Here is a 20702-nt window from a genome sequence, read left to right on the forward strand (position 1 = left end):
CGACGTTGCCACGCAGAAAGGCCGCCCCCGGGCGGCCTTTCTGTTGTCGGGTGGATGGGGTCGGATCCCATGTCGCAGGCGAGGGCTCCGACCTCGCACGACGGGCCTCACCCCACCTTGCGCAGGAACTCCTCGGCATCCATCGGCCGACCCAGGTGGTAGCCCTGCAGCTGGTCGCAGCCCAGTTCGCTCAGATACTCGCGCTGGGCCTGGGTCTCCACGCCCTCGGCCACCACCTGCAACTGCAGCGTACGGCCCAGGGCGATGATCGAGGAGACGATCGCGGCGTCTTCGGCATTGCGTTCCAGGTCGTGCACGAAGGCCCGGTCGATCTTCAGCTCGGTGGCCGGCATGCGCTTGAGGTAGAGCAGGCTGGAATAGCCGGTGCCGAAATCGTCGATGGCGATGTGCACGCCCATCGCGGTGAGATCGTTGAGAATCGCCAGGCTCGCGTCGACATTCTTCATCGCAGTCGTTTCGGTGATCTCAAGCGTCAGCAGAGGCGGATCGATGGCGTGTCGTTCCAGCGCCGCACGCACGCTGGCCAGCAGCGTTGGCGAGGCGAACTGCAGGGGAGACAGGTTGACCGCCATCGTCCAGCCGCGATGGCCGGCATCATGCCACGCACGCAGCTGGGCGCAGGCGCGATCCAGTACCCAGTCACCGATCGGCAGGATCAGCCCGCTGCGCTCGGCGATCGGGATGAACACGTCCGGTGCCAGCAGGCCCAGTTCCGGGTGCTGCCAGCGCAGCAGCGCTTCGGCGCCGCTGGCGGGGGCATCGGCGGCGGGAAATTTCGGCTGGTAGTGCAGCACCAGTTCGTCCCGGGCGATGGCCTTGCGCAGATCCTGCAGCAGCCGCAGCTGGCGGTTTGCACTGAGCTGCATCGAGGGAGTGAAGAACGTGTAGCCGTTCCGGCCGGTGTCCTTGGTGTGGTACATGGCTGCATCGGCGTGGGCCATCAGCTCGCGTTCGTTGCCGGCGTCGTCCGGGTACAGGGCGATGCCGAGGCTGGCGCTGACCTGCAGCTCGGCCGCGTCGAGAATGAAAGGCTCGCTGGCCGCGGCGATGATGCGCTCTGCGACGACCACGGCGTCATCCGGGATGTCGATCGCCAGCACGATCACGAATTCGTCCCCGCCCAGGCGCGCGAAGGTGTCCTGCGGTCGCAGCAGGCCGCCGATGCGTTGCGCGACGGCGACCAGCAGGCGATCACCCAGTTGATGACCGTAGGCGTCGTTGACCGCCTTGAATCCGTCAAGATCGCAGAACATCACGGCCACCGCGTGCTGGTGCCGGCAGGCCTTCTCGATGGCCTGTTCGATGCGGTCCTGCAGCAGCATGCGGTTGGGCAGCTGGGTCAGCGGGTCGTGCAGCGCGGCCTGGATCAGCCGGTTGTTGGCGTGCGCGAGCGAATCGGCCAGCAGCCCGGTGCGGACCCGCATCTGGCGATCGAACAGGGAGGCCACCAGCGCGATGCCAAGCGTCGCCACGGTGGTGACGATGACCAGTACCGCCAGCCAGCGGGCATCGATGCCGCCATTGACCACGGCACCGCAGATGCTGCCGTCCGCGAAGCGTGCGGCCGCCATGCCGGTGTAATGCATGCCGACGATGGCCAGCCCCATCACCAGCGAGGCGAGCAGGCGCAGGCGCAGCGTGTTGCGCTGCTCGGTGCGCAGGCGGAAGGCGATCCACAGCGCAGCGCCGGCTGCGCCGATGGCCACCACGATCGATGTCGCGAACCATCCTGGGTGGTAGTCGATGCCGGGCTGCATGCGCATGGCGGCCATGCCCAGGTAATGCATGGCCGCGATGCCGGTGCCCATCAGCACCGCACCGGCCAGCAGCCGCCGTCGCGGCAGGCTGGGGCGGGAGACCAGCCACAGCGCATAGGCCGATGCGCCGATCGACACGGCCAGGGAGTAGAGGGTGATGGCCAGGTCGTAACCGATCGGGATCGGCAGGTCGAACGCCAGCATGCCGATGAAGTGCATCGACCAGATGCCCAGGCCCATCGCGGCGGCGCCACCAGCCAGCCACCAGCGGGCGACGCGTCCCTGCGCGCTGGCGACACGCCCGGCCATGTCCAGGGCCGTGTACGAAGCAAGAATGGCCACCAGCAGAGAGATGGCGACCAGGCTCTGACTGTAACTTCCAGTCATGTTGAATCCAGTGGGAAAGGGAGGGGCGCCCGCAAGGCGCACGCCCGCGACCCCTATCGGCGCAGGTGGGCGGTACTTGAGCGGTCGCAGCACCTGCGACCGGGCTCGGCTATCCTGCCACGCCCGTCCCCGCCGCAGGAAATTCCCAGATGGCAAAAGCCCGCACCGCCTACGTCTGCAATGAATGCGGCGCCGAGTACAGCAAATGGCAGGGCCAGTGCACCGAGTGCAATGCCTGGAATTCGCTGTCGGAAATCGTCCTGGAAAGCGCGGCGGCGGCCAAGGCGCCGGCATCGCGGCGGGCCGGCTGGGCGGGCAAGGTCGATCCGCCGAAGATCACCGCCCTGAAGGACGTGGAGCAGACCGAGCATCGCCGGGTCAGCACCGGCATCGGCGAGTTCGACCGCGTGCTCGGCGGCGGCCTGGTGGAGGGGGCGGTGGTGCTGGTCGGCGGCGATCCCGGCATCGGCAAGTCGACCCTGCTGCTGCAGGCGGTCGCCAGGATGGCGGCCGAGCTGCCGGTGCTCTACGTCACCGGCGAGGAGTCTTTGGCCCAGGTGGCCGGTCGCGCGCATCGGCTGGAACTGCCCCTGGATGGCGTCAACGCGCTCGCTGAAACCGGCGTCGAGTCGATCCTCCAGCACGCGGCCAAGGCCGGCCCGCGCCTGATCGTGGCCGACTCGGTGCAGACGCTGTGGACGGAAAGCCTGACCGCCGCACCGGGGTCGGTCAGCCAGGTGCGCGAGAGCGCCGCACGGCTGGTGCGTTTCGCCAAGGAAACCGGCACCGCCGTGTTCCTGGTCGGCCACGTCACCAAGGAAGGTGGCATCGCCGGCCCGCGTGTGCTGGAACACATGGTCGATGCGGTGCTGTACTTCGAAGGTGAAAGCGGCAGCCGCTTCCGGCTGCTGCGTGCGTTCAAGAACCGTTTCGGCGCGGTCAACGAGCTGGGCGTGTTCGCCATGGGCGACAAGGGCCTGAAGGAGGTCTCCAATCCGTCGGCCATCTTCCTGTCCGGTGGAAGTACGCACCAGCCCGGCAGCTGCGTGATGGTGACCCGTGAAGGAACCCGTCCACTGCTGGTGGAGGTACAGGCGCTGGTCGATGCGTCGCCGCTGTCGAACCCGCGCCGTGTCGCCGTAGGCCTGGAGCAGAACCGTCTTGCCATGCTGCTGGCGGTGCTGCACCGGCACGGCGGTGTGCTGGTGGGCGACCAGGATGTGTTCGTCAATGTCGTCGGCGGCATCCGCGTGCAGGAGACGGCCGCCGACCTCCCGGTGCTGCTGGCGGTGCTGTCGTCGCTGCAGGACCGGCCGTTGGCCGAGAAGACCATCGCCTTCGGCGAAGTGGGCCTGTCCGGCGAGATCCGCCCGGTGCCCAATGGTGAGGACCGGCTGCGCGAGGCGGCCACCCATGGTTTCAGGCGTGCGATCGTGCCGAAGGCCAATGCGCCCAAGGGCGGCTCGGTCAAGGGCATGGAGGTGATCGCCGTGGAGCGCCTGTCCGAGGCGATCGACGCAGCGTGATTCCATCGGAGGCGCGCCGGCGGCCGCGATCCTGTTGAGCCGGCCCACGCGCGTCTGCTTCCCCGGCGAAGGACCGCCGGGCATGGGGCCAGACGCTGCAGACGTCAGATGCGGCTACGGTCAGCCTCCCTGTGCTAGTTTTTCCCGCTCGACGAAGGCGCCCTGTGGCGCCTTTCCGTGCCCAGGAGTAAACGATTACATGCAGGACCCCGCGCTTACCGCCCCCGCCGCCGAAATCCGCCGTGCGGGCGTCGACCTCAATGGACTGATGACGGTGCTGGGCAAGCACCTGTACTCCACGCCGATGGTGGCCCTGCGCGAGCTGGTGCAGAACGCGCATGACTCGATCATCCGCCGTCGCATCGAGCAGCCGGGCAGGGACGTGCCTTCCCGGATCTCCGTCCAGGTCGACGCCACCGCCGGCGTGCTGCGCATCAGCGATACCGGGGCGGGCCTGACCCGCCAGGAGATCCACGATTACCTGGCGACCGTCGGTGTCGGCTACACCCGTGGCCTGCGCCAGGGCGGCGCCGACGAGGATGGCCTGATCGGCATGTTCGGTCTCGGCTTCCTGTCCGCCTTCGTGCTGGCGCGTCGGGTCAGCGTTCGCACCACCTCCTACCAGACGCCGGAACTCGGCCATCTGTACGTGTCCAGCAATGCCGAGCAGTACACGGTCAGCGAAGTGCCCGCGCGCGAGATCGGAACCGAAGTGGAGCTGGAACTGCACCCCGACTTCCTGCCGCTGGCCAACGAAGCACGCCTGCACGAGGTGCTGGGGCGGTACTGCGCGCTGCTGTCCGAACCAATCTTCATCGGTGCCGCCACCTCGGCGATCAATCCGGAGCCGCCGCCGTGGCGGGCGCAGGGCGAGGTCGCGCTGCACCCGGTGCAGGCGCGCCGGCAGTCCCTGCAGTTCGCCGCGCGTTTCGAGCATGACTTCGAGCCCATCGTCACCCTGCCGCTGCGCGCCGATGACGTCAGCGACGCCACGGGCCTGTTGTGGGTGCAGGACGGCGCCACCTATGGCACCAGTGACAACCGCAATCTGTCGGTGTTCGTGCGCGGCATGCTGCTGGACGACGATGCACGTGACCTGCTGCCGCCCTGGGCCGGCTTCATCGGTGGCGTGATCGAGTCCTCGCGGCTGACGCCCACCGCCAGTCGTGAGGATCTGCAGCGCGATGATCATTACCGCGCCGTGCAGCACGCCCTGCTGGAAGCGTTGATCGATGGGCTGGCCGAGGTGGCACGGCAGCAGCCTGAAGCCTGGCGCCGGGTGCTGGCCCGCCACAACGAAGCGCTGCTGGGCGCGGCGCTGTGTGATGACCGCTTGTTCGAACTGCTGGTGGAGCACGTGCGCGTGCCGACCTCGCAGGGCGATCTGCCGGCCAGCGCGCTGCCGGCACGCGGCGCCGTGCATGTGATCCTCGACAACGGTGGCGGTTTCGAAGAGATGCTGTTCCGCGCGATGGGGGTGCCGGTCGCGCATGGCCATCGTTATGCGGTGGTTCCGTTCCTGCGTCGCTGGGCCCAGGCCAAGGGCCTGCGCTTGGTGGAACTGGGCACCGAGCAGGGCAACCGCGCGCTGTTCCGTACCGATGACAGCCTCGATGAGGCGCAGCTGGCCTGGCTGCGTGAGCAGTTGGGCGATGGTGAGCAGCTGCTGCCGGCGCGCTTCAGTCCGGAGGCACTGCCGGTGGTGGTGGTGCCCGACCGCGAGGCCGAACTGAAGCAGCGGCTGGAGGACGACGAGAACGACAAGCGTGTGTCGATGGCCGCGCTGCGGCTGGCCCGCCAGTTCACTGCACGCATCGAATCGCGTGCACCGTCGCGGCTGTATCTCAACCTCGACAACACCGCGGTGCAGGCGCTGCTGCGCGCACAGCGCGAAGGCCACCCGCAGGCCGAAGCGGCTGCACGCCTGCTGCGCTCCCTGAAGATCATCGTCGCCGCGCAGGGCAGGCCCCTGGCGCGGACGACGGCAACCGCAGGCCCCGACCTCAATGGAGCCTTCACCGACATCGCGGGCGCGCTGCAGCAGATGCTGCGCTGACGCCCGCTCTCATCCAGCCTTCGCTAGACAGGAGCACGTAATCCCCTCATGGACATCTGGAACTGGGTAGAAAAACTGCAGGGCGACCTGCGCCAGGCCGGGCAGGTGCAGAACGCGCACCTGCTGAACCGCCTTGCAGACGACGTCAGCGAGCTGCAGGTCGACCGCGTCGATGCGCTGTTGCCCGAGGCGCGTGCGCTGGGCAAGGCGCTGGACAATCCCTGGGTCGATGTCTACGTCGGCCACTGGGCGCTGCGCAACCGCGTGGGTAACCGCGTCGAAGGTGAAAGTGCACTGGGCGAGGCGGTCGCGCTGTTCGAGCGTGCGCATCGCGAGGACACCCTGGAGTGCCCGCAGTCGATCTGCGTGACCCAGGATCTGGCCGCCTGCTACGGCAACATCGACGGCCCCGGCTGGGTGCCCGAACGGGTCGAGGTCTGCGACGAGACCCTGGCACGCATCGATCCGAGCTGGGCCTGCTTCCAGTGCCTGAGCTGCGAGAAGGCAGACGCGCTGCTGGACGACGATCGGGGCCAGGAGGCGCTGGATTACCTGCAGGCACAGGCTGACGCAATCGAGGCCTGCGGCAAGGAGGTGTTCGACAGCTTCCCGGAGATGCAGATCAAGATCCTTCTGGGCCTGGGCCGCGCTGAGGAAGCGCTGGCGCTGATCGAAAAGCGGGAGGCCGAGGTGGTCGCTTCGGGCGAGTATGAGCCGGCCAACTGCACCGTGCCGCGCCGCCTGTCCAAGGCCTGGGCGCTGGCACAGCTGGGCCGCGACGAAGAAGCGCTGCAGCAGATGGTGCCGTGGAGCGAGCTGACGCCGAACTACTGGCGACTGTGGGCGAACACCGCCGCCGCGTTGTGCCGGCGCGATCCGGCGCGCAACACCTGGGACCTGGGTACGCGCTTCAACACCATCATCGAGCATTTCGCCCGCGTCGGTTCGCACCGGTTGTTGATCGAGGTGGCTGCGCTCAGCCTGGAGCTGGCACTGCAGCGGGGCGCGCGCTGGGTGGCGCAGCGGCAGCTGGGCCTGGCCCGTGCCCACCTTCCTCAGCTGCGCCAGGACCGCGGCGCGTCCGCGCTGGTGGCCGCCCTGGCCGCACGCGTGGAAAGCCTGCCGGAGGTGACACCGTTGCCGGTGCCGGCCACGGAGCTGCTGGCGTGGCTGGAAGCGCGCGGGGAGCAGAACCACTCGCGCGACCCCGAGCAGGAGGCGCAATGGTTGCTGCAGGCCCACGCACAGTGTCCCGATGATGAGCCGTTGGCCGACACGGCGGCTTCGGCGCTCAATGCCTGCGGCGCGCAGGCCGAAGCACGCACACTGCTGTGGGACTTCGTGGCGGCGCATCCGCAGCACGATGGTGCCGCGGCCTACACGCTGATGCGGTGGCTGGCCGAACAGGGCGATGACGCCGGCCTGCGCCGGTTGGCGGATGTCTTCCGCGACAGCGTGCCGGTGTTCGCCCACTGGTGCGAGGTGCAGCGCGCGCGCCGGGTGTCCGACTGGCCGGCGTTGGAGCTGGCCGCAAAGGCACTGCTGGAGCTGTCGCCGGGATCGCATGGCGCGCGTGGCACGCTGGCCCGCATGTATATGGAGACCGGACGCTTCAGCGATGCCCAGGCCTGCTACGCGCAGCTGATCGAACTGCTGGAGGAGCCCAATGCCGCGCATTGGGACCACATGAGTGCCGCCAGCGCCGCGCATGACTGGGACGCCGTGCGGCGGTCGGCGGCGGCGATCGGCATGGAACTGTCCAGCACCGAGGGTGTGGTCGAAGAGCCGTGGGGCTGGGTGATCATCCGCAGCGAGGAAGAGGGCGAGCCGATGGAGTACTACGCCCGGCGCAGTGGCCCGGTGACCGCCCGCATCGTCGAGAACGCGCCGGCCAACCACGCCCAGCAGGTGGGTGACTGGGTGGTGTTCGACGCGGCGCTGGTGCATCCGGCACCGGAAGACGAGGAGGCACGCGAGCACTTCATCCCGACCTACGCACAGGTGCATGTGCTGGAGCGGGGCGGCTTCGCCCGCAGCTGGCTGATCGACGGCGCCCATCCGGGTGAGGACGCCTGGAATGCCCTGGTCGAGGCGGTTGAGGCGCAGGGCTGGAAAATCTGGGCCCACAGCCGCCCCGACTACACCGTGACCGACCCGGAGGCCGAGGATGGCACGCTGCCGGGGCTGCTGTTCACCATCGCCCAGCCTCAGGATCACGCACCGCTCGCGCTGCACCGGTTCCTGCAGCAGGCCACCGCCGGTTGGGCACATCCGCTGTGCTGGCTGCGCCTGGCCGAAGCCTGCGACCAGGATCGCCAGCCGCATCTGGACGTGATCGAGCGGTACGGCCTGTAGGCACGCCTCGCTCGCCGGGCATGGCCCGGCGCTACTGCTCTGCGCCGCCGGGCGATGCCCGGCGGACCTGTCATCCGATCAACGGGAGTGTCCGAACACCAGCTCGATCGCGAACTGGCTGCCGAAGAAGGCCAGCAGCAGCAACAGCATGGCCGTCAATGTCCAGTGCACCGCCTTCACCCCGCGCCAGCCGTAGCGGCGGCGGCCGATCAGAAGCACGCCGAAAACGATCCACGACAGCACGCTCAGTACGGTCTTGTGCACCAGCTTCTGTGCAAGCAGGTCATCGACGAACAGGACGCCGGTGACCAGGGTCAGCGTGAGCAGGGCGAAGCCCACCGCGATGACCCGGAACAGCAGCGCTTCCAGATCGGCCAGCGGGGGCAGGGCGCGCAGCCAGGGCCGGAATTCGCGGCGGCGCAGCGCGCGTTCCTGCAGCCACAGCATGATCGCCAGCAATGCCGCGATGCTCAGCGTGGCGTAGGCCAGCAGGGCCAGCCAGGCATGGCTGGCCAACCGCCAGCCCAGCACCTTGCTCGGCTCGTGGCCATAGCCGTGATAGGCCAGCAGCAACAGTGCCGCGAGCGGAAACACCACCACGCCCAGCGCGGACATGCGGCCGCGTGCGCCCACCAGCGACGTCAGCCAGGCCATGCCCAGGCCGACCAGCGACAGCGCCGCGAAGAAATGCATGTCCGGCCCGCCGTTCGTGCGCATCGCCACCATCACGTGATAGCCGCCATGCAGCACGATGGCTGGCAGCGCCGGCCACAGCCAGGCGGGCGAACCTACGGCACCATCGCGGCCGAGCGCGCGCACCAGCAGGACGCTGGCGGCCAGGTAGAGCAGGACGGCGATGAGAACGATTGTCATCGTGGCAGTTTCGCATACCCCCGGGGTGCTGGCGACGGCCGCCGTGTCGCAGCCCGGGAGCAGGGGCGGACCGGCTATACTGTGTGCCTTATTGTCCCCCGTTTTCAGACAGGTCGCACCGCATGTTCGAGTCCCTGACCCAGCGCCTTTCCGGCACCATCGAGCGCCTGCGCGGCCGTGGCCGCCTGACCGAGGAGAACATCCGCGAGGCCACCCGTGAGGTCCGCATCGCGCTGCTCGAGGCCGATGTCGCGCTGCCGGTGGTACAGGCGCTGATCGAGCGCATCAAGGTGCGCGCCGTTGGCCAGGAAGTATTGAAGTCGCTGACCCCCGGCCAGGCGCTGATCAAGGTCGTCCGCGACGAGCTGACCGCGGTGATGGGCGCTGAAGCCAGCGACCTGAACCTCAACGTGCCGGCGCCGGCCATCATCCTGATGGCGGGCCTGCAGGGCGCCGGCAAGACCACGACCGTGGGCAAGCTGGCCAAGCACCTGAAGGAAAAGCGCAAGAAGAAGGTGATGGTGGTCTCGGCCGACGTCTACCGTCCTGCGGCGATCGAGCAGCTGAAGACCCTGGCCGAACAGGTCGGCGTGCTGTTCTTCCCGTCCAGCGCCGACCAGAAGCCGGAAGCCATCGTCCGCGCCGCCATCGACGATGCGCGCAAGTCGTTCGTCGACGTGCTGCTGGTCGATACCGCCGGCCGCCTGGCCATCGATGAAGCGATGATGGCCGAGATCAAGGCCCTGCACGCAGCGGTCAACCCGGCAGAAACCCTGTTCGTGGTCGATGCCATGACCGGCCAGGACGCGGCCAACACCGCCAAGGCCTTCGGTGATGCGCTGCCGCTGACCGGCGTGGTGCTGACCAAGACCGACGGTGACGCCCGTGGCGGTGCCGCCCTGAGTGTGCGCTACATCACCGGCAAGCCGATCAAGTTCGTCGGCGTCAGCGAAAAGCCGGACGGCCTGGATGTGTTCCATCCGGACCGCATCGCCAGCCGCATCCTGGACATGGGCGATGTGCTGTCGCTGGTCGAGCAGGTCGAGCAGCAGGTCGACAAGGACAAGGCGGCCAAGCTGGCCGAGAAGGTCGCCAAGGGCAAGAAGTTCGACCTGAACGACATGCGCGACCAGCTGGAGCAGATGCAGAACATGGGCGGCATCGGCGGCCTGATGGACAAGCTGCCGGGCCTGGGCAACATCCCGGACCACCTCAAGCAGCAGGTCAGCCAGGGCAAGGAAGTGCCCCGCATGATCGCCATCATCAGTTCGATGACCAAGAAGGAACGGCGCAACCCGAACCTGCTCAACGGCTCGCGCCGCGCGCGCATCGCCAAGGGCTCGGGCGTGACTCCGGCCGACGTCAACAAGCTCATGAAGCAGTACATGCAGATGGAAAAGATGATGAGCAAAATGGCCGGCGGCGGCATGAAGGGCATGATGCGCAGCATGAAGGGCATGATGGGCGCCATGGGTGGCCGCGGCATGCCGTTCCGTTGATCAACATCGGGGGCGGAACCTGTTCGGATCCGACCCCGCCTGCAACGACTGGCGTATGCTGGGCGGCGACCTCTCCCGCAGGTATGTCGCGTGAACGCATCGCCGATTCTTGAACGCGCCGACGCCTTCTGTCGGCGTTTTTCATTGCAGCTTCCGATCCTCCTCTCCCCCATGGCCGGTGCCTGTCCGGTGCCGTTGTCGGCGGCGCTGGCCAATGCCGGCAGCATGGGCGCAATGGGCGCGGTGCTCTCCTCGGCCGCCGATATCGGGCGGTGGATGGATGAGTTCCGGGCCATCTCCACCGGCCCGGCGCAGGTGAACCTGTGGTTGCCGGACCCGGCGCCGACGCGCGACGTGGTCGCCGAATCCGCCAGCCGTGCCTTCCTCGCGCAGTGGGGACCGGAGGTGCCGGCCAGTGCGGCCGATGCCACGCCAGCCGATTTCGAGGACCAGTTCGCTGCGTTGCTGGCCGCGCGCCCGGCGGTGGCCTCGACCATCATGGGCGTGCTTTCCCCCGCGCATGTGCAGCGGTTGAAGGACGCCGGCATTGCCTGGATCGCCTGTGCCACCACGCTGGCCGAAGCGCGGGCTGCACAGGACGCCGGGGCCGATGCGGTGGTGGCACAGGGGGCTGAAGCCGGTGGCCATCGCGGGGCCTTCGATCCGGCGCTGGCCGAACGCCAGCTGGTCGGCCTGTTCGCACTGCTGCCGCGGCTGGCGGACCATCTTCAAATTCCGGTGATCGCGGCCGGTGGCATCGCCGACGGGCGTGGCATCGCCGCGGCATTGACGCTGGGTGCCAGCGCGGTGCAGATCGGCACCGCGTTCCTGCGCACACCGGAGGCAGCACTGGCGCCGGCCTGGGCCGACGCGCTGGCGATCACGGAACCGGAGGATACCTGGCCGACGCGCGCGTTCAGTGGCCGACTGGGCCGCGGCCTGGCAACGCCCTATGTACGCGCCGCTGCGGCGGCCGGTGCGCCGGCTCCGCGCCCGTACCCGGTACAGCGTGGACTGACCGGGCCGATGCGCGCGCAGGCCACACGCGAGAACCGGCTGGCGGCGATGCAGGCCTGGGCCGGGCAAGCGGCGTGGATGGCGCCGGCCCAGCCGGCCGCCGACGTGCTGCGCGGCATGTGGGAACAGGCGCAGGCGCTGCTGCGATGATGCTGACCTGCAACGGCCAGCCGGCGCAGGTGGAGGATCTGCTGCCGGCGCTGGTGAATTACGGTCACTTCACCTCGCTGCAGGTGCGTGGCGGAGCAGTGCAGGGATTGGACCTGCATCTGGCTCGACTGTCGCAGGCCACACGAGACCTGTTCGGCAGCGAGCTGGACACGGCGCAGGTGCGGGGCTGGATGGCGCAGGCGCTGCAGAGGGCCGGTCTTGCCGACGCCTCGCTGCGGGTGACGGTGTTCTCGCGTCACTTCGACTTCCGCGATCCACTGGCCCGCGTGGCGGTCGATGTGCTGGTGGCGGTATCCGCGCCGGTATCGCTGTCCGCGCCGCGGCGCGTGCGCAGCGTCACCTGGCAGCGGGAGCTGCCGCAGATCAAGCACGTCGGCACGTTCGGCCTGTTCGCGCAGCGGCGCGCGGCGATGGCCGACGGGTTTGACGACGCGCTTTTCGTGGACACGCAGGGGCACGTCAGCGAGGGCACGACCTGGAACGTGGCCGTGCATGATGGGCACCAACTGATCTGGCCACGCGCCGCCGCGCTGCGGGGTACCGCAGAGGCCCTGCTGCGTGCGCATTGGAATGGACCGCAGGTGTGCCGGCCCCTGCCGGCAGGCGCCCTGCATGGAGTGCAGGCTGCGTTTGCCTGCAACGCCAGCGGACTCTGGGCGCTGCAGAGCATTGATGGGCGGGCCCTGGCCGGCTCGCTGGCGTTGGCTGAACAGGGCAGGGCGGTACTGGCCGGCGTGCCGTGGCAACCGCTTTCCTGAACGGATGCATGGCCTGCCGGCCGCCGGGCATGGCCCGGCGCTACCGTGACGCATGGGGTTGGCTCGGTCACGCCCTGCCGCTATAATCGCCCGCTTACCTCGCCATCCTGGCGACTGGGCAATAGGAAAACACACCATGGTCAAGATTCGACTGACCCGCGGCGGCGCCAAGAAGCGTCCGTTCTACCACATCATCGTCACCGACGTGCGCAGCGCGCGCGACGGCCGCAACATCGAGCGCGTTGGCTTCTACAACCCGGTCGCCCAGGGCGCCGAGAAGCGCATCGAGCTGGATCTGGCCCGCGTTGACCATTGGGTCAAGAACGGCGCCCAGCCGACCGACAAGGTCCGCAACCTGATCAAGGAAGCGACCAAGTCCCAGGCCGCTGCGGCCTGATCCTGACGGGCCACGCTCCGGCGTGGCCCTCTTGGTTGAAGCAGATGAAAGATATCGAGCGCCGCATCCTGCTGGGCAGGATTGTCGGCGCTTTTGGTGTGCGCGGCGAGATCAAGCTCGAGTCCTGGACCGAGCCACGTTCCGCCATTTTCCGTTACCAGCCATGGATCGTGCGCAGTCCGTCCGGCGTGGAAACCACGATTGAAGGTGTGCGGGGTCGCGACAGCGGCAAGCACCTGGTCGCGCGTTTCCCCGGCGTCGAGGACCGTGACGCGGTCGAAGCCATGCGTGGCACCGAGATCTACGTGCCGCGCAGCGCGCTGCCGCCGCCGAATCCGGATGAATATTACTGGGTCGACCTGGAAGGCCTGGACGTGAAGACGACCGAGGGCGTTGCCCTGGGCCAGGTCTCGCACCTGTTCAGCACCGGCGCCAACGACGTGGTGGTGGTCCGTGGCGACCGCGAGCGGATGATCCCGTTCGTGCTGCCGGACTTCGTCGTTTCGGTGGACTTCGAGGCGAACCTGGTCGTGGTCGACTGGGATCCCGAGTTCTGAGCATGCGTTTCGACGTCATCACCCTGTTCCCCGAGTTCCTCGCCCAGTCTGCTGGACTGGGCGTGGTCGGGCGCGCGCAGGAGAAAGGGTTGTTCAGCCTTCACGGCTGGAATCCCCGTGATTACGCCGAAGGCAACTACCGCCGGGTGGACGACCGTCCCTTCGGCGGTGGCCCGGGCATGGTGATGCTGATCGAACCGCTGCAGGCCTGCCTGCAGGCGATCCGCAATGCCGATCCGACCCCGGCCAGGGTGATCTACCTCAGCCCGCAGGGGGCGCCGTTGACCCAGGCCAAGGTCCGTGAACTGGCGGCGCTGCCGCGCATGGTCCTGCTCTGTGGGCGCTACGAGGGCATCGACGAGCGCTTCCTGGAAGCCAATGTCGACGAGGAGATTTCCCTCGGCGACTACGTGCTGTCCGGCGGCGAGCTGGGCGCAGCGGTCATCATCGACGCCGTGGCCCGCCTGCAGGAGGGGGCCCTGAATGACGCTGAATCGGCGGCACAGGACAGCTTCGAGGGCGACCTCGGCCTGCTCGACTGCCCGCATTACAGCCAGCCGGCCCAGCACCCGCTGGGTGACGTGCCGGAGGTGCTGCGCTCGGGCAACCACGCGGCCATCGCCGCCTGGCGCCGCCAGCAGTCCCTGGTCCGTACCGCCCAGCGGCGCCCGGACCTGCTGGATGAACACGCGCTGGGCAAGACCGACCGCAAACTGCTGGAGCAGGGCCGTCAGGCCCGGAAACAAAAGGCCAGCCCCTAGCGCAGGGCTGGCGTTATCGGCTATCATGGCCAATTCCCGCCGGCCCCGGCTGGCGTGCGCAGTACCCAAAACAAACGTGCAGCACAGTCCGGTGACTGCATGAGCCTACGTTGTCGAATCGACACGCCCACCCGAACAAGAATCGGTGTAACCCATGAGCAAGCTGAACAAGTCCATCGTCGCGGAATTCGAATCCGCCCAGATCACCCGCGAACTGCCGAAGTTCAGCCAGGGCGACACCGTTGTCGTCAACGTGAAGGTGAAGGAAGGCAACCGTGAGCGCGTGCAGGCCTACGAAGGCGTTGTGATCGGCACCAAGAATGCCGGCCTGAACTCCTCGTTCACCGTCCGCAAGATCTCGCACGGCTACGGCGTCGAGCGCGTCTTCCAGACCCACAGCGCCATCATCGACTCGGTCGAAGTGAAGCGCCGCGGCAAGGTCCGCGCCGGCAAGCTGTACTACCTGCGTGGCCTGGAAGGCAAGGCTGCCCGCATCAAGGAAGACCTGGCTGCCGCTGCGCAGGCCAAGGCTGCCCGTCTGGCCGAAAAGGCCTGATAGACAACTCCGGTTGTTGCCGCGACGGCCGCCTTCGGGCGGCCGTTTGCGTTTGTGCTCCTGCATCCGCTAGGTTCGTGCGATGAACAAGAACGACCTGCGCTATCCCGACCGCATCCGCGCGGCGCTTCGTCTGCTGGACGACAAGGGGCTGCCGCGCGCGCAGTCCGCACCGTTGCTGCATCGGACGCTGTGGCGGATGGGCGTCGCTGTGCCGCCGCCGATCCTGGCCGGTTTCCGCATCAACGCGCTGGTGCAGGGGCTGCTGTTCGGCCTGTTCTGGTGCGCCCTGATGTGGCTGCTGCTGTGGCAGGGCGGTGAGCGTCCACTCGGCCTGCTGCTGGGTGCCGGATTGCTGGCGGGCGGCCTGTTCGGTGTGGTGATGGCGCTCCTGATGCGCTCGCTTCAACGCCAACGACAGCTGCCCGAATGGCGCCAGTTCCTGGCCTCGCTGGCGGACTGAAGCGATGGCGCAGTGCGCCGTGACCGCAGGCTGCCGATGGCGCTAGTCTGCGGCTTCATTCCCATGCATGCGCCGTGCGATGCCTTCCAAGCGAGCCGCACCTTCCACTGCACCCAGGCTCCTGTCCGGGGGAAATCCGCAGATCGCCAAGGGCGAGGGTGATGCGCCGGTGCAGGCGTACATCGCCGCCATGCCGGACTGGAAGCAGCCCATCGGCGCACGCCTCGACGCACTGATAGGCCAAGCCGTGCCCGGCGTGCACAAGGCGGTGAAGTGGAACTCGCCGATGTACGCGGTGGCCGCCGATGCCGGCTGGTTCCTCAGCTTCCATTGCTTCGCCCGTTACATCAAGGTTGCGTTTTTCCGCGGTGCGGCCCTGCAACCGATGCCACCGGAGCCGTCCAGAAGCGCCGATACCCGCTACCTGCACATCACGCAGGAGGGCATGCTGGATGAAGCGCAGTTCCTCGAGTGGGTCCGCCAGGCCGCTGCATTGCCCGGCGAACGCATGTAAGCCCGCCATTCCGGACGTTCCGCCGACGAGAGCACACGATGACCACGCATGCACCGAACCCCGACGACGCCGGAACACCCGCGGCCGCACTGATCGATGCGCGCATCGCGGAACTGGGTGACTGGCGCGGTGAAACGCTGGCACGCGTTCGGGCGCTGATCCATGAAGCGCTGCCGGAGGTGCAGGAAACCTGGAAATGGCGGGGCACACCGGTATGGGAGCATCACGGCATCCTGTGCACCGGTGAGACCTACAAACAGGCAGTGAAGCTGACCTTCGCCCAGGGGGCGGCCTTGCCGGACCCGAAGCGCCTGTTCAACGCCAGCCTGGAAGGCAACACGCGGCGCGCGATCGACATCCATGAAGGCACCATGCCCGATGCCACGGCGTTCAAGACCCTGATGCGCGCGGCGGCCAAGCACAACGCCGCGAAGAACAAGCGGTAGCACCGGGCCATGCCCGGCGCTACCGGGTCACGGCATCTGGGTCCGCCACCGGTGACGGTGGGCAGGCGGGAATCTCCGACGGTGTGGCAATCGCCTCGGCCTTCGCGGGTGTGCTGATCATCTTCGCCTTGCGCCATCCCCCCCAGCGGTAGTACGCCAGCGACAGCAGCATCGACACCAGAGAACTGACCGGGAAACTCCACCAGATTGCATCTGCGCCCCAATAGGGCTGCAGCAGTTCGGCGAACGGAACGCGCACGCCCCACAGTGACGCGGCCAGGATCAGCAGTGGTGGAATCACCGCACCCGTCGAGCGCACCACGCCGGAAATCACGAAGCTCACGCCGAAGAACAGGAACGAGCCGACCACCACATGGTTGAGGTGGCGCGCGATCTGCAGCGACTCGCTGCCCTGCGGCAGGAACAGGGCCAGCGAGTACTGGTCCAGCAGCACCAGCGGCAGGATCAACGCACCGGTCAGCAGGAAATTGAACAGCACGCCCTTGCGTGCGGTGCCGCGGACGCGATCCCACTGCTGGGCACCCACGTTCTGTGCGGCCATCGTCGAACAGGCCGCGCCGATCGCCATCGCCGGCATCTGCACGTAGTTCCACAATTGCAACGAGGCGCCATAGGCCGCCGCGGTTTCGGTGCCGTACTGGTTGACCATGGTCATCAGCAGGATCACCGACAGCGAGATCAGCACCATCTGCAGGCCCATCGGCACGCCTTTGACCACCAGTGCCTTCAGGATGGTCAGGTCCAGCTTGAACAGGCGCATGTCGGCGCGACCCAGCCACAGCGTGTGGCGCTTGTGCCGCATGTAGAGCAGCAGGCCGCCCAGCGAGAGGGTCTGCGACACCAGCGTGGCCCAGGCCGAACCGGCGATGCCCAGCTCCGGGAACGGACCCATGCCGAAGATCAGTACCGGATTCAATGCGATGTCCAGCACGACCGACAGCAGCAGGAAGCGGAACGGCGTACGCGAGTCACCGGCACCGCGCAGCGCGGCGCTGAGGAAGGCAAAGGCATACAACGTCGGCATTGCCAGGAAGATGATGCGCAGATAGGCCTCGGCCAGTGGCAGCGAGGCCGCCGGCGTGCCCATCGCCGCCAGCAGCGGATGGGCCATGAACCAGCCGGCGATGGCGATGATCGCCGACAGGCCGATGAAGAACGTGGCACTGGTGCCGACCACGCGCCGTGCCTGGGCGATATCCCGTGCACCGATGGCCTGGCCGATCAGGATGGTGGAGGCCATGCCGAAGCCGAACACCGAACCGATCAGGAAGAACATGATGTTGTTGGCGTTCGCGGTGGCGGTCAGTGCCGCTTCGCCGAGGAAGCGCCCGACCCATACCGCGTTCACCGAACCGTTCAGCGACTGCGCGATGTTGCCCGCCAGGATCGGCAGCGAGAACAGCAGGAGATTGCGGCCGATCGGGCCGGCGGTCAGGTCAAGCGGCGCTTTGGCCATGGGGTGGTGATCGAATCCCGGGAGGCGCACACTAGCACCAAGCCGGTTCGCGGGGTGTGGCAATGCATCAACGACAGCAGGTGAGGTCGATGACGTTGGCCTTGATTGGCGGCCTGTTGGCCGCATGTTCGTCGGGAGACCGGCTGGGCGATACCCAGGTGCGGCCGACCGACCGCCCCGAATGTCTGGTCGGCAGCCAGCGCCAGGATCTCGCTGCCGGAGCACCGACCCTGATCGGGGGCAGCGGCTGCCGCACCGACCCCGACAATCCGCGCCCCCTGAACAAGCGAACGGAGTAGTACCTGCCGATGCCTGAGCTTTCCCCGCTGTCGCCCAGTGTCCGTCTGGACATCTGGTTGTGGGCGGCCCGTTTCTTCAAGACCCGCAGCCTGGCCAAGCAGGCCATCGAAACCGGCAAGGTCAGCGTGGCCGGTCAGCGGCCGAAGTCCTCGCGCGCGGTGCGCGTGGGTGAGCACCTGCAGGTCGATCGCGGCGAGGAGCATTTCGAGATCCAGGTGATGGGCCTGAGCGACCAGCGCGGGCCTGCCCCGGTCGCGCACCAGCTGTATGCCGAGAGCGAGGCCTCGAAGGCACGGCGCGCCGAGCAGCGCGCACTGCGCATCGCCGCGCGCGACGGCTTCCAGCCACCGGAGCACAAGCCGGACAAGCGCGCGCGGCGTCTGATCCGCGCGCTGGGCGACATCGACGCGCTGTAACGCAAACGCCCCCAGGGCAGCGCCGGGTCATGCCCGGCGAGCCTTCCAGTGGTAGCGCCGGGCCATGCCCGGCGGGCCTTCCGACAGCAGCGCCGGGCCTGCCGGTGATCAGCCGTGCAGGTCGTAGCGGTCCAGCTCCATCACCCGGGTCCACGCCGCGACGAAGTCCTGCACGAACTTCTTCTCGCCGTCTGCACTGCCATAGACCTCTGCCAGCGCACGCAGCACCGCATTGGATCCAAATACCAGATCAGCACGGGTGGCGGTCCAGCGTGCGGCGCCGTCGTTGCGGCTGCGGCCTTCGTAGGTTTCACGACCGGTGGCCTTCCACTGCGTGCCCATGTCCAGCAGGTTGACGAAGAAGTCGTTGCTGAGTGTCCCGGGCCGATCGGTGAAGACGCCGTGCGCGCTGCCATCGGTATTGGCACCCAGTACGCGCAGGCCACCGACCAGCACGGTCAGCTCCGGGGCGGTCAGCGTCAGCAGTTGCGCCCGGTCGATCAGCAGCGCTTCGCCCGGAACGCTGTAGGCGCCCTTGAGGTAGTTGCGGAATCCATCGGCCGCCGGTTCCAGCACCGCGAACGATTCCACGTCGGTCTGCTCCTGGCTGGCGTCGGTACGGCCCGGAGTGAACGGTACGCTGATGTTGTACCCACCGGCCTTGGCGGCCTGTTCGATGCCCACGCCACCGGCCAGCACGATCAGGTCGGCCAGCGACACCTGCCTTTCACTGCCGGCATTGAACCCGCTCTGCACCTTTTCCAGCGCGGCCAGCACCTTGGCCAGACGGGTGGGCTGGTTTACCGGCCAGTCCTTCTGCGGTGCCAGGCGGATGCGCGCACCATTGGCGCCGCCCCGCTTGTCCGAGCCACGGAAGGTGGAGGCCGATGCCCAGGCCGTGGAGACCAGTTCAGGGACGCTCAGGCCGCTTGCGGCGATCGCCTGCTTCAGGGTGGCCACATCCCTGGCATCGATGAGCGGGTGCTTTGCGGCCGGCAGCGGATCCTGCCAGATGAACTCTTCGGCCGGCACTTCCGGCCCCAGATAGCGCGCGCGCGGCCCCATGTCGCGATGGGTCAGCTTGAACCAGGCGCGCGCGAACGCATCGGCAAACGCCTGCGGATCGGCCAGGAAGCGGCGCGAGATCTTTTCGTAGGCGGGATCCATGCGCAGCGACAGATCGGTGGTCAGCATGGTCGGGCGGTGCTTCTTCGAGGCGTCGTGCGCATCGGGAATGACCGCCTCGGCATCCTTGGCCACCCATTGATGCGCGCCGGCCGGACTTTTGGTCAGTTCCCATTCGTACTTGAACAGGTTCTCGAAGAAGTCATGGCTCCACTGCGCTGGAGTACGGGTCCAGGTGACTTCCAGGCCACTGGTGATGGTGTCGCCGCCCTTGCCGCTGCCGAAGCTGTTGGCCCAGCCCAGGCCCTGGCTCTCCAGATCGGCCGCTTCAGGCTCCTTGCCGACGTTGTCTGCCGGGCCGGCGCCATGGGTCTTGCCGAAGCTGTGCCCGCCGGCGATCAGCGCCACCGTTTCTTCATCGTCCATCGCCATGCGGCCGAACGTGTCACGGATGTCATGTGCAGCCAGTACCGGGTCAGGATTGCCGTCGGGGCCCTCGGGATTCACATAGATCAGGCCCATCTGCACTGCGGCCAGCGGGTTCTCCAGCTTGCGCGAATGCACGTCGCCATCGGCATCGTCATCGGACACCAGCACGCCGTGGGATTCCACCACGCCTTCGGAGCCGTGCTTGTAGCGCACGTCACCGCCCAGCCATGTGGTTTCGCGGCCCCAGTACACATCCTGATCCGGTTCCCAGGTATCGGGACGGCCACCGGCGAAGCCCAGTGTCTTGAAGCCCATCGACTCCAGCGCGACATTGCCGGTCAGGATAAGCAGGTCGGCCCAGGAGATGGCCTGGCCGTACTTCTGCTTGATCGGCCACAGCAGGCGTCGCGCCTTGTCCAGGCTGACGTTGTCCGGCCAGCTGTTGAGCGGAGCGAAGCGCTGCTGGCCGCGGCCGCCGCCACCGCGGCCATCACCGATGCGATAGGTGCCGGCGCTGTGCCACGCCATGCGGATGAACAGGCCGCCGTAGTGACCGAAATCGGCCGGCCACCAGTCCTGCGAGTCCGTCATCAGTGCTTTCAGGTCTGCCTTCAGCGCGGCATAGTCCAGGCTCTTGAACGCTGATGCGTAATCAAAGCCGGCATCGAGCGGGTTGGAGCGCGCGGAATGCTGGTTGAGCAGGTCCACGCGCAGCTGGTTCGGCCACCAGTCGCGGTTGGTCGTCGCGTCACCGACGACGGCATGGTTGAAGGGGCACTTCGCTTCGCTTTTCATGGGTCTCTACCTGTGGACTGGCGAAAGGTGGAATCGGGGGAGGCCC

General features: G+C 67.7%; 19 protein-coding genes. 15 read left to right on the forward strand and 4 right to left on the reverse strand.

Going from position 1 to position 20702, the window contains the following annotated elements; all coding sequences use genetic code 11:
• Positions 1–107: 107 nt before the first annotated feature.
• On the reverse strand, positions 108–2165 hold the full coding sequence (locus ACZK08_RS05310) for a putative bifunctional diguanylate cyclase/phosphodiesterase (RefSeq protein WP_053518982.1): 2058 nt from the start codon (positions 2163–2165) through the stop codon (positions 108–110).
• Positions 2166–2314: 149 nt separating this feature from the next.
• On the opposite strand from ACZK08_RS05310, the gene radA reads away from it, so the two are divergent.
• The 3 genes from radA to ACZK08_RS05325 all read left to right on the forward strand — a co-directional run bounded on the left by radA (position 2315) and on the right by ACZK08_RS05325 (position 8102).
• Positions 2315–3691 (forward strand): DNA repair protein RadA, encoded by a 1377-nt coding sequence (gene radA / locus ACZK08_RS05315; protein ID WP_053518980.1) that lies wholly within the window; start codon positions 2315–2317, stop codon positions 3689–3691.
• Positions 3692–3890: 199 nt separating this feature from the next.
• Positions 3891–5747, forward strand: a complete 1857-nt coding sequence (locus ACZK08_RS05320) for an ATP-binding protein (protein WP_065181126.1) — start codon at positions 3891–3893, stop codon at positions 5745–5747.
• A gap of 48 nt (positions 5748–5795) precedes the next feature.
• Entirely contained in the window at positions 5796–8102 is a 2307-nt protein-coding gene (locus ACZK08_RS05325) for a tetratricopeptide repeat protein (protein WP_478452547.1), read from the forward strand.
• Positions 8103–8180: 78 nt separating this feature from the next.
• Here the strand turns inward: ACZK08_RS05325 and ACZK08_RS05330 are convergent, their stop codons facing one another.
• Positions 8181–8975: a cytochrome C assembly family protein gene (locus ACZK08_RS05330; RefSeq protein WP_053518974.1), complete on the reverse strand. Its 795-nt coding sequence runs from the start codon at positions 8973–8975 to the stop codon at positions 8181–8183.
• A gap of 122 nt (positions 8976–9097) precedes the next feature.
• On the opposite strand from ACZK08_RS05330, the gene ffh reads away from it, so the two are divergent.
• From ffh to ACZK08_RS05380, 10 genes are all read left to right on the forward strand, one after another.
• Positions 9098–10474 carry a signal recognition particle protein gene (gene ffh / locus ACZK08_RS05335; RefSeq protein ID WP_053518973.1) on the forward strand — a complete coding sequence of 459 codons (1377 nt, stop codon included), beginning with the start codon at positions 9098–9100 and terminating at the stop codon, positions 10472–10474.
• A gap of 90 nt (positions 10475–10564) precedes the next feature.
• Positions 10565–11641: an NAD(P)H-dependent flavin oxidoreductase gene (locus tag ACZK08_RS05340; RefSeq protein ID WP_065181128.1), complete on the forward strand. Its 1077-nt coding sequence runs from the start codon at positions 10565–10567 to the stop codon at positions 11639–11641.
• Entirely contained in the window at positions 11638–12420 is a 783-nt protein-coding gene (locus tag ACZK08_RS05345; protein ID WP_065181129.1) for an aminotransferase class IV family protein, read from the forward strand. The genes ACZK08_RS05340 and ACZK08_RS05345 overlap by 4 nt, the downstream gene beginning before the upstream one ends.
• 136 nt (positions 12421–12556) lie before the next feature.
• Positions 12557–12817, forward strand: a complete 261-nt coding sequence (gene rpsP, locus ACZK08_RS05350; protein ID WP_005415733.1) for a 30S ribosomal protein S16 — start codon at positions 12557–12559, stop codon at positions 12815–12817.
• Between the two features lie 44 nt (positions 12818–12861).
• Entirely contained in the window at positions 12862–13374 is a 513-nt protein-coding gene (gene rimM / locus ACZK08_RS05355; RefSeq protein WP_053518968.1) for a ribosome maturation factor RimM, read from the forward strand.
• 2 nt (positions 13375–13376) lie between these two features.
• A complete protein-coding gene (gene trmD, locus ACZK08_RS05360) occupies positions 13377–14135 on the forward strand; it encodes a tRNA (guanosine(37)-N1)-methyltransferase TrmD (protein ID WP_065181130.1) in 759 nt (252 codons plus the stop codon).
• 154 nt (positions 14136–14289) lie between these two features.
• Positions 14290–14691, forward strand: coding sequence for a 50S ribosomal protein L19 (gene rplS, locus ACZK08_RS05365; RefSeq protein ID WP_053518963.1), 402 nt, complete (start codon positions 14290–14292; stop codon positions 14689–14691).
• Between the two features lie 82 nt (positions 14692–14773).
• Entirely contained in the window at positions 14774–15154 is a 381-nt protein-coding gene (locus tag ACZK08_RS05370; protein WP_053518961.1) for a DUF6404 family protein, read from the forward strand.
• 79 nt (positions 15155–15233) lie between these two features.
• Positions 15234–15668 (forward strand): DUF1801 domain-containing protein, encoded by a 435-nt coding sequence (locus ACZK08_RS05375; protein ID WP_053518995.1) that lies wholly within the window; start codon positions 15234–15236, stop codon positions 15666–15668.
• A gap of 38 nt (positions 15669–15706) precedes the next feature.
• Complete coding sequence (locus ACZK08_RS05380; RefSeq protein WP_053518959.1) at positions 15707–16114, forward strand: DUF1801 domain-containing protein; 408 nt, start codon at positions 15707–15709, stop codon at positions 16112–16114.
• 19 nt (positions 16115–16133) lie between these two features.
• On the opposite strand, the gene ACZK08_RS05385 is transcribed toward ACZK08_RS05380, so the two are convergent.
• Positions 16134–17591, reverse strand: a complete 1458-nt coding sequence (locus tag ACZK08_RS05385; RefSeq protein WP_053518957.1) for an MATE family efflux transporter — start codon at positions 17589–17591, stop codon at positions 16134–16136.
• Positions 17592–17653: 62 nt separating this feature from the next.
• Between ACZK08_RS05385 and ACZK08_RS05390 the strand changes: the two genes are divergently transcribed.
• Both ACZK08_RS05390 and ACZK08_RS05395 read left to right on the forward strand, forming a co-directional pair.
• Positions 17654–17890, forward strand: a complete 237-nt coding sequence (locus ACZK08_RS05390) for a hypothetical protein (RefSeq protein ID WP_053518955.1) — start codon at positions 17654–17656, stop codon at positions 17888–17890.
• A gap of 9 nt (positions 17891–17899) precedes the next feature.
• Positions 17900–18307, forward strand: a complete 408-nt coding sequence (locus tag ACZK08_RS05395; RefSeq protein ID WP_053518953.1) for an RNA-binding S4 domain-containing protein — start codon at positions 17900–17902, stop codon at positions 18305–18307.
• Between the two features lie 108 nt (positions 18308–18415).
• Here the strand turns inward: ACZK08_RS05395 and katG are convergent, their stop codons facing one another.
• Positions 18416–20656 carry a catalase/peroxidase HPI gene (gene katG / locus ACZK08_RS05400; RefSeq protein WP_065181131.1) on the reverse strand — a complete coding sequence of 747 codons (2241 nt, stop codon included), beginning with the start codon at positions 20654–20656 and terminating at the stop codon, positions 18416–18418.
• Positions 20657–20702: the final 46 nt, after the last annotated feature.

The sequence above is a fragment of the Stenotrophomonas sp. 112478_Sma genome (genome assembly GCF_056479905.1).